A 21,765-nucleotide genomic window follows, 5' to 3' on the forward strand; every position below is an offset into this window, starting at 1 on the left:
AAAGTGATCCCAATCTAAATGGCAACCGTCGATACCTACAACACGGTAGGCGTCAAAGAAGATGTCTCCGACATCATTTCGAATATCTCTCCGACGAAAACCCCCTTCCAGTCTATGATCGGCACCGCCGACCGTGTGACGCAGCGTATATTTGAGTGGCAGGAGGACAGCCTTATGGAGGTTGGCAGCAACGCTGCTGCCGAAGGCGCGCCTGCACCGGAAGCGAACGCTCAGCCGACGGTCATGCGGCAGAACACGACGCAGATTTTCACCAAGACTGCGTCCGTCACTGGCTCCATGGAGGCGACCAAGAGCTACGGTCGCGGCAAGGAGATGAGCTACCAGATGGCCATGCGCGCCAAAGAGCTCAAACGCGATCTTGAATGGGCCTATATCGGGTCAGGCCAAGCCTTCACAGCAGGTGACGGCAAAACGGCGAGGACAATGGCGGGCTTCCAAGGGATGATCGACCCCTCGAAAGTTTACACAGCAGGTATCGGGTTCAACGCGGGCAGCAAAAAATCCGATGCGACACCCTTGACCGAGCAAATGGTTTTGGATGCGCAGCAGGCAGGCTATGCGGCGGGCGCAGATCTGACGACCTTGATGGTCGTGCCCTCCGATAGTGTTCGCGTGGCAAGCTTCTCCGCCTCAGGTCGAACCGTGTTCGTTGAAAATCAGGCAACCACTTTGAATAACAGCATCTCGATTTACAAGAGCCCTTATGGCACTCTGAAAGTCGTGATGAATCGCTTCTTACGTGGCACGAACGCCAACCCGAAGCGGAAAGACCCGACCGCTGACGCCCTCCTTTTTGACGCAGATATGTGGAAAAAAGTGCCCTTCCGGCCCTGGTTCACGCAGGACCTGGCGAAAGTCGGCGACTGCCAAAATAAGCAGATCATCGGGGAGCATTCACTCAAACACGTGAACTTCAATGCCTCCGTGCTGATAACGAACCTTGGCTAGGGCGTTGGGGCTCCTTCGGGAGCCCTTCCACGAAGACATGACCGTGCTGGACGTGCGGGAGAACCTGCACCCAATTGAGGATGGTGGCATCATCATCCATCGTCAACAGGACATCAGCGACGCGTTCCTCTCCAACCTCCATTCAGAACGCATGGCCTCAGCGCATTTGCGGGAGGCGGAATACATGCACGTGGCGGATGTCCCCGCCGCCGTCTTCGACCTCTGGCACGCTCTGGGATACGACCCTTGGCGGATGGAGGCCCGAGAAATCATCAGGCTGCTGGAGAGAGACCATTTGGACGCTTTCATCGCGACCTCAAAGGCGGTTTAAAAATGAAAACGCTTGACGATATTCGTGATGCGGTGAGGGGAGAGCTCGACCGCGCCGATCTGGAGGATGCGCAACTCGATAGGTTTATTCAATCTGCCCAGCAACGTCTTACGCGGCTTATCCGCATCCCTGCGATGGAAGCGCGTCTTGAGTTCACCTCGCAGGAAGGCTGTGGGCAGATAGAGCTCCCGACCGACTTTCTTGAGCCTATCGATATATTCGTCGAGGGACCACGCGAGCTCACTTATGCATTGCAAAGATTGGCGCTTCGTCAGATTGTTGAGTTGCCCACGCAATCCTCCCCCCAAGCCTATGCGCGTTGCGCCAATGACATCGTACTGAGGGGGAACCTTCGCCCGTCTCAGAAAGCCATCCTTCACTATTATGCTAAGCCGCCTGCCCTCCTTGCGCCCCAGGACACCAATGCCCTCAGCCAAACCTGCCCTGACCTTCTTGTCTACGCTGCGCTGAAATATGCGGGGGGCTGGTTCCAACATCCTCAAACGCAAGCTTGGGAGGATATTTTTCAAGGCTTGCTCGCGGAGATTCAGAAACAAAATTATGACTTTGAGAATTCGGGTGGGCCTGCTGCCGTCCAACCTCTCTACGTTTAAAAACGCTTTGGCATTGATGGCTGCATGCCTCGCACTTCACGCAACGAAGGCGCGCGCCGCGACAGTCGCTGAAGAGGTTGAGAACTTCAAACAAGTGCTCTCTTCCCGCGACGCCGCTTTACCAGTCATTTCTGACACTGAAGGCACGCACCGAAACTTTCTCACGCCGCTTGAAAACAGCCCAGCTCCGCCCGCGTGGCTTACGAACTTTGGCGTTTTGATGGGCCGGGATATTGGGCGAGAGAGCGGCTTAGTGCGCTATCTCGGAAGCTCCCTCACCCTTCCCTCGGGCACTGAAGATGATGGCAGGTTGATCTTTCAAGGCGCAGAGCTGCGATCGAACGACGCTGGAGACCTCATCATCGGCTCGGCGAAAGCCGGAAGTCGTATACGACCCGAGGAGAATTTCACCTTCGGCACAGCAGATAATTTCTGGCGTGCACGTACGATCAGTGTCGAGTGTGGTGACGTCAACCGTGTCACCTTCGCAACGGCCTGCCAAGGCGCGGTGGTGACTTGGAATCTGTTCTCGGGCGACGCCTCGACCTATCTCATCAATATCGGGTCCGGCAAGGATGAGGGCTTCAAGTTTTTCTCTGTCCGGCCTGGCGCGGCGGTCTCGGAGCCCATTGTGCGATTTTCTCCTTGGGGTGAGATCGTGACAAAAATTCTGACGACGGAGAAAGGCGTGCGCACGGGCCAGGCCAGCCTTTCAGAGCTTTCGAAAATGGAAGCGCGCTACACGCAGGAATTTTGCAATAACTGCATCTCCCCCTCCAGCGCCACAAAGCATGTCGGCATCCCTGTGTGGTGGGATGGAAGTGCCTGGCGGGACGCCCTCGGCGACATTCCACAGACCCAATAAAACGAGCCATTTGATATGAAAATGTTTTTCAGGGGGTGCCTGATCGCGGCCCTCCTTATCATGAGTGGCTGCGCCTCAAGCCTGCAAGCCAGCCTTCATCAATCGGTCTACGCTTCGCAGGCCGTCCTGACCGCTTCCGAAACACTGGCCTCCGAATATGTTTCCGGGACCTTTGGCAAACCTGACGACGATAAGGTGCAAAAGATTATCGCGTATGACACTGGCGCGTGGAACGCCCTTCAACCTTTGGTGAGAGACGCGAAGAGTGGAGCACCCGTCTCGGCCATGGCGCTAACAACGGCGAATGCTGCCGTGCATGCCTTCCAAACCTATCTGACGGACAACCATATCGGGAAACAACCCCAATGATGGCGGCAATCTCCTTGATCGTCTCGATCCTCAGCGCCATTGCGCGAGATGCGCCGATTATCGAAGAGCTCATCATCCTCCTCAAAGGCCCTTTCAGCGGAGCAAGGGAACCGACTGCGGAGGAATGGCAGCGTCTCGTCACATTGGCCGAGCAAGCGCACAAGCAGTTGCAGCTTGCCGGGGCGCGGCATGACTGAGGTCTCGACGAGCCGTGAGCTCGCCTACACGCTCGGCCAGCTCGACAGTAAGGTCGATCTCCTCCTCAGGATGGTCTCAAGCAATGAAGAGCGCTCTCGGGATGACCTCTCGACTTTGAACAAGCGTATCACGGTCTTGGAACGCGGACGCGCCCAATTATCGGGCGTGTTTGCCGCAATGGGGGCGGTTGGCACGGCGGTCGGCTTTATCAGCGAATTCCTCCTTTCCCATTTTTTCAACGGATTTTCGAATAAATGAACAAACTCAAATGGGGCGCGCTATGTGGCCTCGTCGCGACCATCGCAACCAGTGCAGAAACCTACCTTGCGGAGCCGAACACGGCGGCTCTCTCCACCGTCATCATGGCAGTCGTCACAACGGCCTTAAAGGTGGTCGATGTTTTCCAGGGCCGCAGAAAAAGCCTTGACGGCAATTGAGCTTCCTCGCAGAAGCTGCGGAGTTCGTCGCACGGCTTGAGGACTTCAGAGATCGTCCTTATCAAGACGCGACCGGCACCTGGACGATTGGTTATGGCACGACCTTTCTTCCGAATGGCGCACCTGTTGGTCCGCAGACATCGCCGATCACGGAGACGGAAGCCAAAGCCTTTATGATGCGCGACCTCTGCGCTTTTTGGGACCGGGTTTCACCGGCCGTCAGAGTGCCGCTGCGCCAAGGCCAACGCATCGCGCTCCTCTCCCTCACCTATAATATCGGCGTGACGGCCTTTCGCGGCTCGACGATTTTGCGGCTTCTCAATGAGGGCAAACAGAATGAGGCTGCGGTCGCCTTCTTTGACTGGATTATGAGCAAAGGCAGGATCGTGGGGGGCCTCATTAATCGGCGGAAAAAGGAGTGTCTTCTTTTCCTGCAATCCCCGTGAAATAAGAAAAAAACAGTGCAATGGAGAACCTTCAGAGGGCTTTCCTTGCACTGTTTTTTTCAAATCTTTCAATCCGATGAGCAGTCCGGCAGGGCCTTACGTGCTGAGGTCCATTGTGGCCACCTGCCGCACCGCGCGATCATCCTCTCCCACACCGCGCAGTTGGAAGGTCAGCAGAAAGAGCGCGTTGGTCACGACGTGCGCGAGGTGTGGGCAGGACGTCTCGGAATCAAATTCCTGCCCCTGCGCCCAGGATTGCAGATGTCGCATGAGGCTGGCATAGCACCCCTCATTCCACTTTAAGCCTCGCTCCCAATTACGCTGAGAGTATTTCGCAGCACCTTTCGTGAGCACCTCAACGACCTTCTCAAGCGCATCGGGAGGCAGGAGATCATAGCGAAGTTTGCCCTTGTTGAAGCGCGCGCCTTCTGCTTTCGCGTTCGCTGGGAGGGCGAAGGCGGGAAGATGGTTCACGAGAACGCGTGCCCGTTCAGTTTGAGCCGCTTCGGTTGACCGTGCGGTGTCCATAACACAACCTCCTTCATCTTCTTATCGTAGTCGCTTCGTGTGAGGATTTTGGCGAGTTGCGCCTGTAGCAGCGCGTTGCTCTCTGGAAGTTGCTTGTCGCGATAAGCCGCCTTCACCAAGGCCCAGCCTTCATGCAGATATTGGCCGCTCCATCCTGAGAGGATTTTATCTGCTCTGACCGGCCCGATGCCTGGACAGCCAGGGAAATTGTCCACGCTGTCGCCAGTGAGCACCTGACGAAACCAATGTTTATGCGCGTCCGCTTGGCTCACTGAGACCGGTGCGTGTTCCTTTAAGGGATTTAAATGCTTTCCCGGGACCGTGCGGAGGTCCTTATCCAGCGTCACGATGATGCTATCGCGGTAGCGCGGCGTGGTGGCAAGAATGCCCATGAGGTCATCGGCCTCCAGGCCGTTTATCTCATCACAGCGAAATTGCTGTTTCAGCGCTCTAACCGTCTCGACATAGGCAAGGGGTTTGTCTCGCTTTACACGGTTGGCTTTGTATTGCGGATAGATGACCTTTCGGAAATTGCCAGGTCCGCTGAAGAGGACGCGGATATCGGACGCGCCTGAGAGCTTCGCCCATTCTTCCACGGTCCCCTTTGCGAGCCTGATAGCTTCCGAGAGATCGAAATCGACGGCGGGCTGATTGCCGCCGAAATCATAGCTTTGTTGAACCGCAGCGGCGGCCCGATAGGCGGCTATGTCCCCATCAATGAGTGCAAGGGTGATTGGGTCTCCTGGATAAAATTTTAGCGCAATGCATCGTCTATCAGCCCAGCCACTTCTCGTCTGGCTCAACTTCGTATAATGCAGAATCATGGACCGCTCTCATGAAAACTTGCCCACCCTCAACTGCAATCAGCACACCGAAGACACAGCTGTTAGCGCATTCAGAGAGCTCGTTATTGAAAGCAGAGTATTCAATTTCCAAGGAAGTGACGAGCACGATTACGGATGCGACGCGCATATTGAGGCAATTGATCGCAACCACGTAACGAACGCCAGAATTCAAGTGCAAATTAAAGGCACTGCAGCGGCACTGAACGCGGATGGTTCTTTGAGCATTTCGATCAAGGTGAGCGCTTTCACCTACCTTTTACAACAACCCTCGAGCGTATTGGTGGCTTACCATATACCAACTAAACGAATGCTATATTCTTTAGCGGATGAGGTGCAGAGGGATCTGGGCAAATCTAATCCAACGTGGAAACAGCAACAAACGGTGACGATAAAGTTCCGACATGAATTGACGGTATCGGCGTTGGAAAGATGGGCGTCAAAGGTAATCGCTTCGACTCGAGCCTCAAGGGTCGAGCATTTGAGGCAAAGTTCATTGCACGAAAAGCCGTCTCCTGAGCGTCTTCTGCCACACTCCTCATTCTTTTTCGTGTCGTCCGATCCGGAAGAGGCGCTGTCTCAGGTTCTTCATCTCTTCAAAGAGGGGGCGGACGACATCATCAGCGCAAACTTTGAGCAATTCCGCGCTGTCTTCGGAAATGACAGCGACTATATGATTACATGTTATAAATCTGAGATTAATTTGGGCTTAGACAAAAAATGCTCTGACGAGGAGAGGATTAGAGCGGCTATCGAGTTTTTCAGGACGCGATTGAATAAAGACGGACATGTAGACTACGACGTCTATTATACAATAGGGAACGCTTATGACGCCCTCGGCGAGGCAGTGTCGGCCAAAGAGGCGTTTGAAGAAGCTCTCACCTCGTCATTAAAAGCTGGAAACGGTCGAGTTTCCGCGTTAATCGCTAAAAATATAGGTTCTTTTCACGAGCGACAAGGTAATGTCGAGCAGGCCATCACATTTAATGAAAAAGCTCTGGAGTATGACCCTTACCTTCCTGAGGCACTTTACTCATTGGCGCGCCTTCGTTTCATAGAAAATCGCTACGATGAGGCGTTAAAATTGCTCGACAATATCACGTATGAGCCCCGCCTTGCGGAAAGGATGATTTCTGCCCAACTCCTCAGGGCGGAAATTTTCTTCAAAAAAGAAAATTACTCTTCCGCGTTCAGAGAAATCAATTCAATTCTGAGTCAGGATGGCTGTTCACTTGCTCGAAAAACGAACTGTTGCAAACTGGTCATAGCACATACGAGTTCGTGTCCAGAGTATCTGCGTTGCGCTGACGATTTTTGGACCAAGTATTTCCGAGCGCATCACGGCTTTAACGAAATCTCAGTAGGTCCCATGTCACGTTTAGCGCACTTCGTGGTGAGGTTGGAACTTCATCGAACGCAAGAGAAATCGTTGGGAGATCGAGCTTCTTTCATAGAGTCGTTGCGCACCTTTGCCGACGAGCTCGACGCGGAGAACGCAGCCGCGGCCTGGGACCAACTCGGGCATTGGGCATTGGAGGATGAGGATTTTAGTGACGCAGCACTGTGTTTTCACCGCGCCTATCAGCTCGCTGGAGCAGAATACGGCCTGTGCCTGGCATATGCACTGACTCAATCTCAGCGTTTCGAGGAAAGCGCACCGTACTGGGCGGAACAAGCTGACTTAAATCCTTTGGAAGAAGCAGTATGGATGCGCCTTGCGGAGGCTTACTTCAAAATCGGTCACTGGCAAAAATCAATTGATGCGTTGAAGCGGGCATTTGAGATCAACCCAAAAAATCCAGCCGCCATCATCCTTGAGGGCTCAGCGCTCTGGAATAGTGGAGACGTAGCCGCTGCCATTCAAACGTGGGTGAAAGCTTTGAGTCGCTTTCCAAATGCGAAGTTCAATCCATTTGCTGAACCAGCGACGAACCCTTTAGAAAACTCTCGATACAATTCGGTAAGCGGCGAGGAAAAGTGACTTCGAAGGTAAGGCCCGGATACCTGCCGACCAATCTCTCAGCCCGACGCAATGACCTCTGGACGCCCTCCTCGCTCTCAGCCCTCATCAACGTCAGGGTATTCTCGGCCAAGTCTTTTTCAGCCGCGCTGGACATCCTCACGAGGTTCCCGTCATAGGTCAGTTGGCACGCGCCGAAATCCATACGCTTCCTCACGAAGGCTTCGAAATATGGCTCGGATTTCGGCAGCGCAATCTCGACGACATTGATTGGCGGTGTGTCGCCAAGTGATCCGAGAGGGCTCACGTGAAGCAGCGCCGATTTCCCGACTTCGTCCGCTTTGCCGTAATAATTCATGCGGGAAATTTCTGTCTTTTGAGCCTGCAAATCTCTCTCAAGATCAGGCAGGCGATCTGCAAGCGTCCCGTCTGCAATGTTGATGAAGACGTCGATATCCTTGACGGCTCCGCCCCAGACAAGGTCGCGCAAGGCCCCACCGCCGATGATGGCGGATGGGTAATGACGCTGAATGATTTTGAGAATTGTTTTGTAATAGTCAGGTAGCGCTGGCACGCGCACGAGCGGCGGAGAGCTCAGCGCTTCTCGCTCCGCTTTGGAGCATTCTCAATGCGTTTCTTTCCAATTGTCTCCGACGATATAATCTCCTTCCATTGGACATCGTGAGCCAAGGCGCTCACCTGCCTCTTTGATTGATGCTGCAAAGGCTTTGCCGACCGCATCTGCAATTTCCGGGTGGCACTCGATTTGGACTTCGTCATGAACATTGGCGCAATAGGCAAAGTCACGTCCATGCTCCCAGCCATGCGCCACACATTTCTCGAAATGGAATATGACAGCAGCAAATTTCATGATGGAGACCTCAAAGCTCTGCATAAGGAATACGAGCGCGGAGTGCTCAGACCGGCACTTCACGTGGAAGCCTGACAGAGCGGTCAAATATCCGCGTCCGCCTCTCTCCCGGGGCCTTGCAACGGCTTTGATCGCATTTGAAAGTTTGTCAAAACCGATGATGGCTTCGAATAAACGCGCTCTGGCGGCTTTTCCGAGCTTCGTCTCGGGGGCTTTCGGAACAACGAGCCCAGCTTCCCTGATGACCTCTTTCAAAGTCGCACCGAGTTTGAAATCGCCCCCACCGAAGAGAACGCAGTAAAGAGCGCGTTTTGCGCCGTCGCGCAGACGGGATTTAAGGTGCCCTGCCTCCTCTGCGGTCAGATGCGCCGGGACGTGAAAGCCGCACGGCTCCAACGCATCTCGGTTAACTGAGTGTGTGTCTGTTCCGAGCGCCTTATCACCATTGATTTCACGCTCAATGGCTTTGCCTTTATCGTAAGGGCTCAGATAATGTGCAAGGGCGCGCGCTTGAATGGAGGCCCCGTCGCAACCGACGAGCTTCCACCCTGGGCGAGGCACCCACACCGCGCGCATGCGCAGATCTTTCTTCGAGACTTGCGCCATGTTCGGGCTGCTATGCGCGCATCGGCCTGGTGCGCATCCGACCGTGTTAACCCGCCCGTGGACCCGGCCATCTTCACCGACAACTTTGAGCCATCCCGTCTTGCCGTCGCTGAGCTGGCCCAGCATTTTCGCGATACCGAAATAGCGGACGAGCTTCTGTGCCTGCGGGTAAGGCAGGGCGGCGAGTATCTCGTCATCAACGGTGGGAACCCCATTCTTACCGTATGCTGACGGTTTCCATCCCAGCTCCTGTAAGCGCTCCGCGACCTGTCGCCGTGAACCAGGGTTGAAATCCTGCAACTTGATTTTTGTAAGCGGTGCGCCCGCTACATATCCCAAGCGCTTATTGTCGCTTTTCGGATGAAAAACGGATTGAGAGATTGAGGGCGCGGCAGGGACAAAGCGGGGTGGAAAAGCCGACTGCGCCTCGTAAAAGAGCTCAGCGAGCTCGCCGCGCAACGCCTCCTCCAGCGCCTGAGCCGCTTTTAAATCGAGACGAAAACCGTTCTGCTCTTGCAGAAACATGAGCCAGGCAAATTTCGTTTCCGTTTCCAGGCAGCCCCATGTCTCAACGGTCTTGACGTGGTGATACAGCGCCCGCGTGACGACGACATCCTGCCGGGCGTAATCAAGCATCTCAGGCGTGCAGACATCCCAAGGGCCTTCAAAGTCTCCTTTAGCGACACGCAAACGCTCTCCCCAGTCTTTCAAAGCGTGGTTGCGTGTCTCTGGGTCGAAGAGCCGCGCCATGATGAGCGTATCGACTTGCTGCTCGAGGCGAAGCGTCTCAGGGTAAAGGCGGTTAATGAGGGGAAAGTCATATTTGAGCGTGTTGTGCCCGATCAGGCGATCGGCGGCTGCGAGGCGTTGGAGGCCATTGGAGATGGGTTTATAGCCGGGCACCGCGTCACAATAAATCGTGACATCTTTGCCCGCCACTGACCCTATTTGAAGGCAATGAAGTTTCGTCGCCTGGTTAAGAAGACCATCCGCCTCGCAGTCCCATATCAGGTGCTCGATTTAAAAAACCCAAAGCTCCACACCAAACGCTTTGAGGTGCAGTCCTTTCGACCATATGCTCAGGGATATGCCAATAAGTGCCCACGTGCCGACGAACCACCCCAAAGATGGGCACGTCACTGCGCCAATCATAAGCAGAACGCCGCAGATAACGCGTAGGAGGGGACTGTCGAGTTTAAAAGTCTTCTGACGCCGTAAAGCCATAATTTTCTCCGATGCATTTATCAATGGGCGTAAGAAGCCCGTTTTCCTGGTCATATTCGTATGGAAAGGTTCGCCCCGTTGCGCGGCCCGTGAAGCGATCTTTGAGGCAGCGCAGCACCGAGCGATTTCGTTGGGATTCATCCTGCTGATCACGCTCCAGCCCGAACATGGCGTGCGCCCAATATCCGATGGCGCGACTGCCTTTAAAATGTCGGATCATGACGCGCCCTCCCTCCTCATGGGGTTTGCCATCAGGTGTGGAGAGGTGGCTGACGATGTGGAAGGTGAAATGGAGCTCGTTCGCCAAGGCGGCCGCTTCCGCCATAATGCGCTCCAGACCTTTTCGCTCATCCTCCTCAGCGGCGGCGAGTGCCGTAAGGTGGTCGAGGTAAATATGCTCACAACCGAGAGATTGGACCATGAACCGGATACGGCCCTTGATATTGCCCCAATCCATTGCGCCAAAATTTTCATAGAGATCGAGCGGAAGCGTTTTCAGCTTGCCCCAAGCCGCCTCTAGATCAGATGTGGCCTCCTGCGACGGTGCCACGTGAAAGATTTTTCCGACCATTTTCCCAGCGATGCGCCGTGCGGTTTCGGCAACGCCCTGTTCGAGGAAAAGGACTCCGCAACGCCAACCTTGTTGGAGGTCGTAAGCGATTTGCTGTGTCAGAAAGTCGGTTTTCCCGACCCCCGTCCCCGCGCCGAGAAGATAGACCTCCCCGAAGCGCCGCCCGAACGTTGCGGCGGTCAAGCGGTCATCCCACCAGGCGCGACCCGTCTCCGTCGGTTTCAGGACGCGGTCTTCGATCTCCTCAAGAGTGACGAGCCCGTCGGGGCGGTAACCACGGGCCTGATAGACCCCTTGCGTGATCGCTTTAACCTCACCGTGCTGGAGACACTCATTAGCGTCCTTGCGCGGGAGCGTCGCCAGCTTGCATCGTCCAGGCGAAAATAAAGAGGCACACTCCGAAGCAGCGGCGCGACCTGGCTCGTCATTATCGAACATTAAGACGACTTCGGTGAAGCTCTCCAACCACTCGATAGACCTGCTGAGAGCCTTGCGCGCACTTTGCGCCCCGGACGGAATGGAAACGACCGGCCACGAATCATTGAAGGCTTGGCAAACACTCAGAGCGTCAATTTCACCCTCTGTTACAACAACTCGTTTGCCGCCTGCCGCCCATTTGGTTTGCCCAAAAAGCGTCGCAGATTTGAGGTCGCCCACCACGCGAAAGGTTTTGTCAGGATAGCGAATTTTCTGCGCGACGCGCTCACCGTCTTTGTCAAAATATTCCGCGATCTGGACATGTTTGCCGCTTCCGTCGATCCCGACAAGGTAGCCAAGTTTTCGACAGGTCGCCTCGGTGATCTTACGTTTTGTGAGAGGCTCATATGTCCCCGAAATAAAATCTGACGCTTTACACCCGTCCTTTTTCTTTGAGGGAGCATCACGGCTCTGATGATGAACACCGCATGAAAAACAATGCGTGTGCCCATCGGCATAAAGGGCGCACGCATCCGAGGAGCCGCAATCAAGACATGCAGTTTTCTCAAGATATTCAGAGGAATTGTTCACCGTCGGCAAATATCCTCATTGTCGTATGGAACAACGTCATGATGGTAATCCACAGAGTCGTTTCCATTTTCCGAGACGTCGTGGAAGTGAGCCGTTTGCATGAAAGCTGGCCCACGATCCGCGATATTTTCATAGGGTGAAAAGGGGGCCGGGCAGCACCTAATGTCCCTTCTCCAGCAACTCTTTGGCTGGTGGTTGAGCCGCCTGAGTTTTGGCAAAAGAAAACCCCCCAACGCGAAGCGTGGAGGGCACAAAAATGTTGGGGGTCCTGTTCTGTCCTTCGAAGGCCTAAAAGCTTTCTCGTGAGTTGGTCCGGGTCAAATCTCGAAATCGAAGCGACCACCCTGTCGAGGCGTCTGGAGATCCATGACGTTGCTCAAGACTTTTGCCACCGTCATGAATTGACGCTCTGACATTGCGAATTTTTGTTCATCACTCAGGTAAAAACGCACCACACCCTGCGGAGCACAGCCGTCGCAATCGTACCCCACCTCGAAAGGTGGAAAATTTCCATCCGAAGCGATCTCGATATCTAAAGCGCGTAATGATCCAACCATCTTCGACCTCACTTCCTATGTGAAAAATTTTCTCATTCAGGCGGGTCCAGCCTGCCGATGCAGATTCTGACACCTGCTTTTTCCTCTGGCAGCGCCCAGCGCTTTCCGATGACGAGGCTCATAAGATTGTCGTCATCAACGATGCATCGTGACTGCGTCAGCGCATCCAGAACGCCTTTGACCAGATTGTCCACGTCGCCCTTGGGACGGGCGCGCTTTGTCGTCTTAGGCTTTGTGCTGATAATCTCAGCAACGCCAATGAGGTCACCATTAAGCGGTTCATTGGGGCGTTGCGCCGCGAGCTGCCTGACAGCTTCAGACAGAAACGCATCGTAAAGCTTGCCTTTATAAAGTATGGCGTGTTTGCCCCTGATCGCGGCTCTGAGGCTCTCAGGGCGTGGCTCAGCCTCCACTTGGAGATGGCGCACCTCGCCGCAATGTCTGCTGATCCACTCAATTGCCGCGAGCGTCTGATGGACACAGCGCGGGTCAGAAATCGGCACTGTTGGCACTGACATCTTCGAAAGGAGCGCTTTCTTCAGAGACTGGGGCCTGGTAGCCATCGGTCTGCTCGAAACCATATTCCTCGGCACTCATCTCGCCTTGGCGGCGAAGCTCGATGATTTGAACAGCCGCAAGCTTCAAGCTGATACCGCCCGCACCTTGGCTGGGGATGAAGTAGCCGTGCGCGCCGGTCTCCTCATTGACATGGATATTAAAACTGACTCGCGCCCGCGTCCCGCTGCCGACTTCAAGCGCGTCGACAATTTTACGATTTGAGGCATCGAATAAAGGGGGTGCACGCCGAACGCCGGTCTTCCCATCCTTTCCTTTCCAGGTCGCACCCAACTTGAAGTTGAACTTGATTTCCCCGGTCGGCTCTTCTGTCGTGTCGTCGAAAAGCTCGGAATAGGGCGGATTGAAGGTCAGAGACCCCAACTTCTTTCGCGCCGCGAGAGGGAGTTTCTCAAAAAGTGTCTCGGTATTTTTCCGAGCGCTTTCGAGGAAGGGGTCGAGCTTTTTAAAAAATGCCACGGTCTCAGGAGCATCCTTCCTGAGAATGAGGGGCGCTTCATAAACGCCCTCTGGATTGAATTTGACGTTGGGTTGATTGAGGCTTGGGAAGAGTAATGTCCCCTCCGGGGTCGTCATCATGATGCGCTTCGAATTAGCCATGTTTTTTCAATTTCCTACGTTGGCAATGTCGGTCGGGAAGGCTTGGCCGCCGTCGATCCGGCGGCGTAAGCGGCAGGCCCCGTCAGCGTCCCTGCCCAGCTCTTTCACCTGCGCCGCCTTGCGGGCGGAGGCTTTTTTAGACGTGTAAAGCGGGGATTTACGGGACTTACGAGAGGATTTGTGCGGTGCGGTGGGCAGCTTGAATTCTCCTGATTGAGGTGAAATGCGACGCTAGGTCGTAGGGCAACCATTTACTCGTAGTCCGTAATATTACTGGTTACATCACGAGAAGAAGAAGGGCGCTTTGAGCACCTCGTGAATGTCAAAGGCCCCTCGACGCGGAATGTCTGGGATCGCGACGCTGGGCGCGACGCGCGTGACATCCAAAGCCAGAGCCTTCAATTGATCCGTTTCATAGATTTGCACGAATGTCTCTCTTAGAGCGCGCGCGAGGATTTCAACGTCCGCTGCGTGGGTGCCGAAACTGTCATGGACGAGGGCGAAATCTCGCACGCCGCGTTCATAAGCGAGATTGACCGTCATCGACATGTGCGCGGCGTCAAAACTGTGAATAAAATTTGGTGACGCCCCGGCCCTCTGCTTCTTCGGATTAAGGCTCAATGTGGGGTCCGTCGATTGCAGGTGGAGTTGGCCGAGGAGAGTTGAGACACGATTGATGGAGGGCTTCCGATAGGCCTGCTGTATCGTTGATCCGAGCGGCGTGCGCCAGGTGAAGGGCAATTCGGCCTTTGCCAAATTCTCAGCAACATCTCCAAGCCACTTCATGACGACCCGGGCGGGACCCATTTGCTCTTCCAGGGCATCCGTCAGTAACCTTGCCGCCTCGCGCGCCTCTTTGCGTTTTTCCGCTGGTTCTCCAGAAAGACAATCCGAATTGAGAAGCTGATCCTCCAAACCTTTTGCAGTCACCCCGTAAGGCGTCGTCATAACGCCGCGCTTGACGAAGTCGCGAAGAAAACGCTCATCATCGATTCGGTCATGATAGGAGGCTTGCTTGATCGCGTCGTCAGCGACCTGCTTTTCGTAGAGCGTGCGGAAGGCGCGGCCAACCTCCACGTAAATATCGTTGCGCGTTTCCGACGCAGATAGATTAGTGGCGCGTGCCCCTTTCGGATCAAGCACCATCGCGCTGAGGTGCTGAAGCCCGTTACAAGTGCCGTCGAGAGACACGGGTAAGTGGCTCACAAAGTTTTCGGGTGCTTCGGATTGCCAGGCGATGGCAAGCTCGTGACACGTTGCTAAAAAGGTCCATGGGGCGTCCGCCTCCCGCCACCAGGCATCTTCGAAAGGATCGCGGGAGGCTGCGATCATCTCTGACCTATGGTCCAGTGCCCAGCAGGCACGCAGATCGAGTGGGGCCTTGTCAAAACCCCAGGAATTCGCAGCATGCACGAGAAGCCAGTAGTAACCTAACTCACCTAACCTTTTCCCTCCTGAGAAGTGGAGAAGAGCGCGCCCCGCATCATCAAGCTGAGGATGGGGACCTGACGTGATTGTTGGATAGATGCGTCCTCGAAAATCCTTATTGTGCGGCATGAAAATGCTCGCCTCGTTCCGCAACTCCTCTGCGACCGCGAGACGGTCCGTGAAGGCCGCAACCTGACTTACGAGGGCGACTCCTTCACTGTGCGCCTTGGCCAATTTCTGCCTGATCTCCGTGCGCTCATCGTCCGAGAAGCTTTCCCACATCTCATCAGAAAAGAACTTCTTCCGCCCCTGTCTGATCGTTTCACGCCACTGCATATAGTCGACAGGGATGGCGGAGAGCGGCGACCTCTCGATCGGTATGGCGGGAAGCGGAATTTGGTCGGCGAACGCTTTACGCTGCGTATCGAGTATAAACGAGTTGATCCGCCATCGCGTCGCCTGTGCGTGATTTAAAGCCGTTATGTCAGGAATGCTGAGCGCTTCCCACACGGCGCATGTATGTTGGTGCGCGTCCCCCTTAATCAGGGGCTCCTTGATAAGGAAAAAGCCTCCTTGAGCATGTGTCATGGCGCAACTCCTTCTGAGAGCGTCACGTAACGCCACGGCATGGGCGGGATGATCATCGGCATCTTTCGAGGAGCACCGACGCTGAGCCTATCATTATCCTCTGAAAGGGCTTGAAGAAGCTCGGCGGACGCCATGACGTGCTTGGCCGGATTCTTCGCGCCGTCCGTCTGCAGGTCCCGACAGACAATCCCGCCTTCTGAGGCAGCGCAGACACGATCGAGCAGGAGAGCACCGATGGCGAGACGCTGCTGCTCCGTCCATTGCGCGAATTCGATCTGCTCCAGGCGCTTTTTCCACGACGCCCACTGGCGTGGCGTTGGCTTCGGATGCGCGGCGCGAAACGCTTTGACGAGTGCTTTGGCAGCCGTGGCGTCTTCCTTCTTCCGCCCCTTCGCGGATCGTAAAAACGTGTTCATATCGAGTTGCGCTTTGAGTGCGCGCGCAATTTCGAGGGCGACATGCGTGGCACGGGGCGTCAGTGCGCGGCCAACTTCGCCAACCACAGTGGCTGCGGCGATTACGGCGAGCTTCTCCACGTCATCCGCAAAAGATGCGAGAGGCGCGGCATGAAGTTTAGGGCGAGTCCCTGAACGCCCCCTCATCGCTGCCACGTCTTGCAAATTGCCCCTGACATCCCTTCGAGCATCGGGATCAGACGGTGCGCGAGGCGTTTAAAGAGCACCCTCCCCGCACCAATCTCATGCAAGCGCCCCTGTTCGGTGGCAGTCTGAACATCCTCGTTGAAGATTTTTGCAGCACGGCGGACGCCGATCATTTCCCATTCAACCTGGCGGTAAAGCTGCGCCGGGTGAGGGGCTGTTTCGTGTGATTTTCCGACGTCTGTTCTGAAGCCTTGTAGGGCTGAACTAGGGCTAAAATAGGGCTCCACGGCTGAAATCCTTTGCCTGTTTAGGTTTGTAATATAACAGATTTACACCTTAACCTAAAACCCTTGCGGCATATAGCTTTTAAACACAAATTTTCCCGGGAAATATGGAGCGGGTGAAGGGAATCGAACCCTCGTATGCAGCTTGGGAAGCTGCCGTTCTACCATTGAACTACACCCGCATCGGCATTTACCTACATGAAACGCCTCATCCGCACAAGCGCGGCGCAAGGTGCATTGACGTCGCCCGCGAAGCTTGCTCATATGGATTTGTCACGCATCTGATGCGATGACCCTCGTCATTTGGAAGGCCGGCTTGCAGCGAGGTAAAATAAATTGCGCTAAAGAGGCCCGTATCACGTAAGTGATCTCGGCTTTCCACGGCCAGAATGGCGTCTGACGCCCATTTTGGAGTGTTTCCAGTTATGAAATCCCACAATTTTGGTCTGACAACATCCCTCCTTCATGCGGATACTTACCGCACACCTCACGGAGAGACAAGCGAGGCCATTTTCCTGACCTCAGGCTTTGTTTACGATAGTGCAGAGCAGGCCGCCGCGACTTTCATGGGGGAGGAAAATCATTTCCAATATTCCCGCTTCGGCAACCCGACGACGGATGCTTTACAGGATCGCCTCGCGCGGCTTGAAGGTGCTGAAGCCTGTATTGTCACCTCCACGGGGATGGGGGCCATCTCTTCGGCGCTTTTAGCGCATGCCAAATCGGGTGACCGGGTCGTCGCCTCGCGCGCGCTGTTCGGGTCCTGCCACTGGATCATCGCCACGCTGCTGCCGCGTTACGGAATCGAGACCGTCTTTGTCGACGTCCATGATGAGGCCGGTTGGGAAGAAGCCTTGTCCGTGCCAACATCAGCCGTGCTGATTGAAACCCCCTCCAACCCGATGCTCGACATCATCGATGTTCGGAAAATCGCCGATCTTTCGCATCGTGCGGGGGCGCTTCTAATGGTGGATAATGTCTTCGCGTCGCCCATCGGGCAGAAACCATTGTCACTTGGCGCGGATGTCGTCCTCTATTCCTGCACGAAGCATATTGACGGCCAGGGACGCGTCCTTGGTGGGGCCATCCTGGGAAAAGCGGATTGGATTAAAGATGTCGTGCAGCCCTTCACGCGTAATACGGGTAACAGCCTGTCGCCCTTCAATGCGTGGGTCTTATTGAAAGGGCTGGAAACCCTCCCGCTCCGGGACCGCGCCATGGCGTCAAACGCGGCGATGGTGGCTGACTTCCTTGCGGGCCACAAAGCGATCCGAAAGTTGCACTATCCCGGACGCGCGGATCACCCCGCCGCGTCCCTCATCCGTCAGCAGATGAGCCATGGCGGCAGCCTTATCGCTTTTGAATTGCGGGGTGATCAGGAGAAGGCATTTCGATTCATGAATGCGCTCAAGCTCATCACCATCTCAAATAATCTGGGCGATTCCCGCAGCCTCATCACACACCCGGCCTCAACAACCCATATGCGCGTGCCGGCGGAAGAGCGTGCCCGGCTTGGGATTACCGAGGCAGTGCTGCGCCTTTCCATCGGGTTGGAGGAGAGTGAAGATCTGATCGCGGATCTCGCCCAGGCACTGGAGGAGATGGATCATTAAAGATTCGTTGCATTCCATCGAACTCAGAAGCTAAAACGCGCATATGGCAGATCGTGACTCCAGCTCGGGGCTCCTCCCGCAAACAAGTGGTGAGTTTTCGGATATTCTCGATGCTCCCCCCGCGTTCGAAGCGCGCACCGGCGACATCGTCGTCACCGTGCGTCCCTTCTGGCTGGATGATCAATCCGCGCCGGATGAGCACCGCTATGTCTGGGCCTACACGATCCAGGTGGAAAATAACGGCACGCAAACCATCCAGATCCTGAGTCGTCACTGGTGCATCACAGATGGCAGTGGCCGATCTGATCATGTTCATGGTGAAGGGATCATCGGTGAGCAGCCGATCATCGCGAGCGGCGCCGTTTTTGAATATACATCCGGCGCCGCTCTGCACACGCCGTCAGGCATTATGCAGGGCACTTACCACGTCATCATTCCCTCGACCGGGCAGAGGTTTGACGTGCTCGTCCCGACTTTCAGTCTCGACAGCCCGCATCATAGAGCGACAATCCATTAGGGTTTATGGGCCGCCCTCCCTGCAAGCAGGACTGTCTCAAGCGATATCACGACGCAAATAGCGTGGCACCTGACGCCGTTATAAAATAAAACATTTATATGTTAAATTTTTGTTATGGAATAATCATGATGCGACCTGCTCAGAACGCTACGGATTCTAAAAAGCCCTAGAAGTCACGACGTTGCAACCATCTTCCTCCGTGACACGCTCATCACGTGAAAGTCATGTTTCCTATGTGAATTGTGTGTTATAGGCGACATTGGTCGTTGATTACTGCGCCGTGTGGGATGTGCCTGACTGGGCCGACCACTTCCCTTGAAAAATAAGGATATTCATTTTGAGTGATATAGACCAGGCGGCAGCCGAACCTTCGCACCGTCCGCTCGCGGGGCGGATGCTTTTCGCAGCACTTCTCGCATCAATTGCAGGCTTGATGTTCGGGCTCGATATCGGCGTCATTTCTGGTGCACGTCAATTCATAGCGCATGAATTCAATGCCTCGAATACAGAGCAAGGACTCATCGTCAGCTTCATGATGTTCGGCGCGATGGCCGGGGCACTGGGCGCTAACCCGATCTCGCTTCATCTGGGGCGACGCATGGCGCTTATTATCAGCGCTTTTCTGTTCGTTCTCGGCTCTTTGCTCTGCGCTTTTGCCCCTTCCGCCATTTTCCTGATGGTGGCGCGCGCGGTGCTGGGCCTCGCCGTCGGTGTCGCGAGCTTCGTCGCCCCGCTTTACATCTCGGAAGTCGCGGATGAGCGTCGTCGTGGCGGGTTGATTTCCACTTATCAGCTCATGGTCACAATCGGCATTCTCCTCGCTTTCGTCTCTGACGCGATTCTCGCCTATTGGGGCGCCTGGCGGCTAATGCTCGGGATTGTCGCCATCCCCGGAATTCTCTTTTTCATCGGTGCGTTCTTCCTGCCGGACAGCCCGCGCTGGCTGATGCTGCGGGGCCGGGAAAAGGAAGCCCTCGCCGTGTTGCATGACCTGCGCGAGTCCCAATCGGAAGTCGCGCGTGAGGTCGAGGATATCAAGGAACAGCTTGAGATAAAAAAAAGCCAGCGTGGTTTCGGTATGTTCCTGCAGGATGGGAATTTCCGCCGCGCTGTCTTCCTCGGCATCGTGTTGCAGCTTGTGCAGCAGCTGACCGGTATCAATGCGGTCATGTATTTCGCACCCACGATTTTTGAAAGCTCGGGCTTTGGTCAGGATGGGGCTTTGTGGAGCACCGCAATTGTCGGGCTCGTCAACTGCCTCGCAACTTTCATCGCCATTGGCTACGCGGATAATTTCGGGCGCCGCAGACTTCTGACGGTCGGGTTTTTCGCGATGGCGTTGGGCATGGGCGGACTTGCCGTCCTTCTGACAATCGGGGTGGATACGTCTCCGATCCTGCCTTACCTCTCTGTCGGCTTCCTGCTGCTCTTCATTGTCGGGTTCGCCTCCTCCGCCGGCCCGATGATCTGGGTGCTGTGCTCTGAAATTCAGCCTCTTAAAGGCCGGGATTTCGGGGTGACATGCTCGACATTCTCCAACTGGTCGACCAATTTTGTCATCGGGCTGACCTTCCTGCCGTTACTTTCCATGCTGGGCGCAGGGAACACGATGTGGCTCTTCGCCGCGCTCAATGCAGCCTTCATCATCTTCACGCAGAGCTTCGTGCCTGAAACGAAAGATGTGTCGCTTGAAAGCATTGAATCGAAATTGCGCCGCGGTATCCGGCTGCGCGATATCGGGCAGTAACCTGGCGCTCTAACGAGGCTAAGCGGGCCGATATGGTGAAAGCTGCATCGGCCCTTTTCATGACGGGCAACCGGGCTCCCCGCGCCAAGCGAGTTGCCGCAATCACCGGGCATCATGCGTCACCTCTTGACGAAAGCGGGACAAACAAGCATTGCATGAGCCATGCGAGTAGCCGTCATTCTTCTTGCGGCCGGTACCGGTCGTCGCTTCGCCTCCGGGCTGAAACGCCTCGTTTCAAAAGGCGGTCAATCAGCCTTTTATGACGCGGCCGGGAATGCGGCGGATCTCCCCAAACAATATTGGCTGTTTGATGGCAAGCCGGTCATCCGCCACGCAGCGGAAGCCCTCCTGCCTTTCGTCGATGTGATTCAGCCTGTCGGTGACGCAGCGGCACTCTCCCAGCTTCTTGACGGTTTGCCGATCCTCCCGCCTGTGCCTGGCGGGGCGGAAAGGCAGGATAGTGTCCGCGCCGGGCTGGAGGCCCTGGCCGCGCTAGAGACCCCTCCCGAATATGTGCTTGTCCATGACGGTGCACGCCCCTACGTGCCGCATTTCGTGACTCAGGGCGTTCTTGATGCCCTCCAGCATTACAAAGCTGCCATCCCGGCCGTGAAACTCGCGGACACTCTCAAACGTGTTGAAGGCGGCGTTATTCAGGGCACGATTGACCGGGCGAATCTGCACCGCGCGCAAACCCCTCAAGGTTTTCACTTTCCGGCCCTTCTGGCCCATCACAGGCGGCATGAACGCTCTGAAACCGACGATGCCGCGTTGTTTGAGGCGGCAGGTGAAGCGGTCGCCATCGTTCCGGGCGATGAGGATAATATCAAACTTACCCAAGCGGAGGACCTGGTGCGATTGGAGAGATTGCTGGGCACGCCCCCCTGCCCGCGCACAGGGCTTGGTTACGATGTGCATGCTTTTGCGGATGACCGTGATCTGATTATTTGCGGCGTTAAAATCCCGCATGAACGCGGCCTTGCCGGGCATTCCGACGCCGATGTCGGCATCCACACTTTATGTGACGCAATTTACGGCGCTTTGTCTGAAGGCGACATCGGCTATCACTTCCCGCCTTCGAAGAATGAATGGAAGGATATGGACTCGGCCCGTTTCCTCATCCATGCGGGGCAGCGCATCCGTGAGCGCGGCGGTCGCCTCGTTAATGCCGATATCACCATTATTTGTGAGCGCCCTAAAATCGGGCCTCATGTTGCGGCAATGCGCGCGCGGCTGGCATCCTTGCTGGAGGTCGATATGGAGCGGATTTCCGTCAAGGCGACAACGTCCGAACGGCTCGGCTTTACGGGGCGGGAGGAAGGAATTGCGGCAACGGCCGTCGCGACCGTCCTGCTACCCTAAATACACGGCATGGTTACCGCAACGCGTAGGCCTTCCTCGGCGCAAATTGAAA

Annotated in this window: 24 protein-coding genes, 1 tRNA gene and 1 riboswitch; of the genes, 14 read left to right on the top strand and 11 right to left on the bottom strand. The window is 55.4% G+C overall.

Annotation, left to right across the window (positions count from 1 at the left end):
- Positions 1–18: 18 nt before the first annotated feature.
- From N5W20_RS05410 to N5W20_RS05450, 9 genes are all read left to right on the top strand, one after another.
- Positions 19–969, top strand: coding sequence for an SU10 major capsid protein (locus N5W20_RS05410; RefSeq protein ID WP_319806152.1), 951 nt, complete (start codon positions 19–21; stop codon positions 967–969).
- Positions 970–1,006: 37 nt separating this feature from the next.
- Complete coding sequence (locus N5W20_RS05415; RefSeq protein WP_319806153.1) at positions 1,007–1,300, top strand: hypothetical protein; 294 nt, start codon at positions 1,007–1,009, stop codon at positions 1,298–1,300.
- Between the two features lie 2 nt (positions 1,301–1,302).
- Positions 1,303–1,914 (top strand): phage adaptor protein, encoded by a 612-nt coding sequence (locus N5W20_RS05420; protein ID WP_319806154.1) that lies wholly within the window; start codon positions 1,303–1,305, stop codon positions 1,912–1,914.
- Between the two features lie 220 nt (positions 1,915–2,134).
- Positions 2,135–2,779, top strand: coding sequence for a hypothetical protein (locus N5W20_RS05425; protein ID WP_319806155.1), 645 nt, complete (start codon positions 2,135–2,137; stop codon positions 2,777–2,779).
- Between the two features lie 15 nt (positions 2,780–2,794).
- Complete coding sequence (locus N5W20_RS05430; protein WP_319806156.1) at positions 2,795–3,148, top strand: hypothetical protein; 354 nt, start codon at positions 2,795–2,797, stop codon at positions 3,146–3,148.
- Positions 3,145–3,345, top strand: coding sequence for a hypothetical protein (locus N5W20_RS05435; RefSeq protein ID WP_319806157.1), 201 nt, complete (start codon positions 3,145–3,147; stop codon positions 3,343–3,345). Before N5W20_RS05430 ends, N5W20_RS05435 begins: the two co-directional genes overlap by 4 nt.
- Complete coding sequence (locus tag N5W20_RS05440; protein ID WP_319806158.1) at positions 3,338–3,604, top strand: hypothetical protein; 267 nt, start codon at positions 3,338–3,340, stop codon at positions 3,602–3,604. The genes N5W20_RS05435 and N5W20_RS05440 overlap by 8 nt, the downstream gene beginning before the upstream one ends.
- Complete coding sequence (locus N5W20_RS05445) at positions 3,601–3,783, top strand: hypothetical protein (RefSeq protein WP_319806159.1); 183 nt, start codon at positions 3,601–3,603, stop codon at positions 3,781–3,783. The genes N5W20_RS05440 and N5W20_RS05445 overlap by 4 nt, the downstream gene beginning before the upstream one ends.
- Positions 3,780–4,229, top strand: coding sequence for a lysozyme (locus N5W20_RS05450; RefSeq protein ID WP_319806160.1), 450 nt, complete (start codon positions 3,780–3,782; stop codon positions 4,227–4,229). Before N5W20_RS05445 ends, N5W20_RS05450 begins: the two co-directional genes overlap by 4 nt.
- 96 nt (positions 4,230–4,325) lie before the next feature.
- Here N5W20_RS05450 and N5W20_RS05455 read toward each other — a convergent pair whose 3' ends face one another.
- Entirely contained in the window at positions 4,326–4,703 is a 378-nt protein-coding gene (locus N5W20_RS05455; RefSeq protein ID WP_319806161.1) for a dATP/dGTP diphosphohydrolase domain-containing protein, read from the bottom strand.
- Positions 4,700–5,581: a hypothetical protein gene (locus N5W20_RS05460; RefSeq protein WP_319806162.1), complete on the bottom strand. Its 882-nt coding sequence runs from the start codon at positions 5,579–5,581 to the stop codon at positions 4,700–4,702. Before N5W20_RS05460 ends, N5W20_RS05455 begins: the two co-directional genes overlap by 4 nt.
- Here N5W20_RS05460 and N5W20_RS05465 point away from each other — a divergent pair.
- On the top strand, positions 5,580–7,580 hold the full coding sequence (locus N5W20_RS05465) for a tetratricopeptide repeat protein (protein ID WP_319806163.1): 2,001 nt from the start codon (positions 5,580–5,582) through the stop codon (positions 7,578–7,580). The genes N5W20_RS05460 and N5W20_RS05465 overlap by 2 nt on opposite strands.
- On the opposite strand, the gene N5W20_RS05470 is transcribed toward N5W20_RS05465, so the two are convergent.
- The 9 genes from N5W20_RS05470 to N5W20_RS05510 form a co-directional block, all read right to left on the bottom strand.
- The gene (locus tag N5W20_RS05470; protein WP_319806164.1) at positions 7,504–8,139 is read right to left on the bottom strand and encodes a hypothetical protein; all 636 of its coding nucleotides are present in this window, start codon (positions 8,137–8,139) and stop codon (positions 7,504–7,506) included. The two genes, N5W20_RS05465 and N5W20_RS05470, sit on opposite strands and share 77 nt — an antisense overlap.
- Positions 8,140–8,184: 45 nt before the next feature.
- Positions 8,185–9,975 (bottom strand): DNA polymerase, encoded by a 1,791-nt coding sequence (locus N5W20_RS05475; protein ID WP_319806165.1) that lies wholly within the window; start codon positions 9,973–9,975, stop codon positions 8,185–8,187.
- Between the two features lie 256 nt (positions 9,976–10,231).
- The gene (locus N5W20_RS05480; RefSeq protein WP_319806166.1) at positions 10,232–11,839 is read right to left on the bottom strand and encodes a toprim domain-containing protein; all 1,608 of its coding nucleotides are present in this window, start codon (positions 11,837–11,839) and stop codon (positions 10,232–10,234) included.
- Positions 11,840–12,156: 317 nt separating this feature from the next.
- The gene (locus N5W20_RS05485) at positions 12,157–12,396 is read right to left on the bottom strand and encodes a hypothetical protein (RefSeq protein WP_319806167.1); all 240 of its coding nucleotides are present in this window, start codon (positions 12,394–12,396) and stop codon (positions 12,157–12,159) included.
- Between the two features lie 32 nt (positions 12,397–12,428).
- Complete coding sequence (locus tag N5W20_RS05490; protein ID WP_319806168.1) at positions 12,429–12,914, bottom strand: RusA family crossover junction endodeoxyribonuclease; 486 nt, start codon at positions 12,912–12,914, stop codon at positions 12,429–12,431.
- Complete coding sequence (locus tag N5W20_RS05495) at positions 12,886–13,431, bottom strand: hypothetical protein (RefSeq protein WP_319806169.1); 546 nt, start codon at positions 13,429–13,431, stop codon at positions 12,886–12,888. The genes N5W20_RS05490 and N5W20_RS05495 overlap by 29 nt, the downstream gene beginning before the upstream one ends.
- Positions 13,432–13,854: 423 nt before the next feature.
- Positions 13,855–15,588 carry a DNA-directed RNA polymerase gene (locus tag N5W20_RS05500; RefSeq protein WP_319806170.1) on the bottom strand — a complete coding sequence of 578 codons (1,734 nt, stop codon included), beginning with the start codon at positions 15,586–15,588 and terminating at the stop codon, positions 13,855–13,857.
- Positions 15,585–16,190, bottom strand: coding sequence for a hypothetical protein (locus N5W20_RS05505; protein WP_319806171.1), 606 nt, complete (start codon positions 16,188–16,190; stop codon positions 15,585–15,587). Before N5W20_RS05505 ends, N5W20_RS05500 begins: the two co-directional genes overlap by 4 nt.
- Positions 16,191–16,582: 392 nt before the next feature.
- Positions 16,583–16,656, bottom strand: a tRNA-Gly gene (locus N5W20_RS05510).
- Between the two features lie 103 nt (positions 16,657–16,759).
- Positions 16,760–16,840: riboswitch (SAM riboswitch) on the top strand.
- A gap of 59 nt (positions 16,841–16,899) precedes the next feature.
- On the opposite strand from N5W20_RS05510, the gene metZ reads away from it, so the two are divergent.
- From metZ to ispF, 4 genes are all read left to right on the top strand, one after another.
- A complete protein-coding gene (gene metZ, locus N5W20_RS05515; protein ID WP_319806172.1) occupies positions 16,900–18,087 on the top strand; it encodes an O-succinylhomoserine sulfhydrylase in 1,188 nt (395 codons plus the stop codon).
- Positions 18,088–18,130: 43 nt separating this feature from the next.
- Positions 18,131–18,604 (top strand): Co2+/Mg2+ efflux protein ApaG, encoded by a 474-nt coding sequence (apaG, locus tag N5W20_RS05520; protein ID WP_319806173.1) that lies wholly within the window; start codon positions 18,131–18,133, stop codon positions 18,602–18,604.
- Between the two features lie 337 nt (positions 18,605–18,941).
- A complete protein-coding gene (locus N5W20_RS05525) occupies positions 18,942–20,351 on the top strand; it encodes a sugar porter family MFS transporter (RefSeq protein ID WP_319806174.1) in 1,410 nt (469 codons plus the stop codon).
- A 162-nt stretch (positions 20,352–20,513) separates the two neighbouring features.
- A complete protein-coding gene (gene ispF / locus N5W20_RS05530) occupies positions 20,514–21,713 on the top strand; it encodes a 2-C-methyl-D-erythritol 2,4-cyclodiphosphate synthase (RefSeq protein WP_319806175.1) in 1,200 nt (399 codons plus the stop codon).
- Positions 21,714–21,765: the final 52 nt, after the last annotated feature.

Source organism: Candidatus Kirkpatrickella diaphorinae (assembly GCF_025736875.1).
Lineage (GTDB): Bacteria > Pseudomonadota > Alphaproteobacteria > Acetobacterales > Acetobacteraceae > Sorlinia > Sorlinia diaphorinae.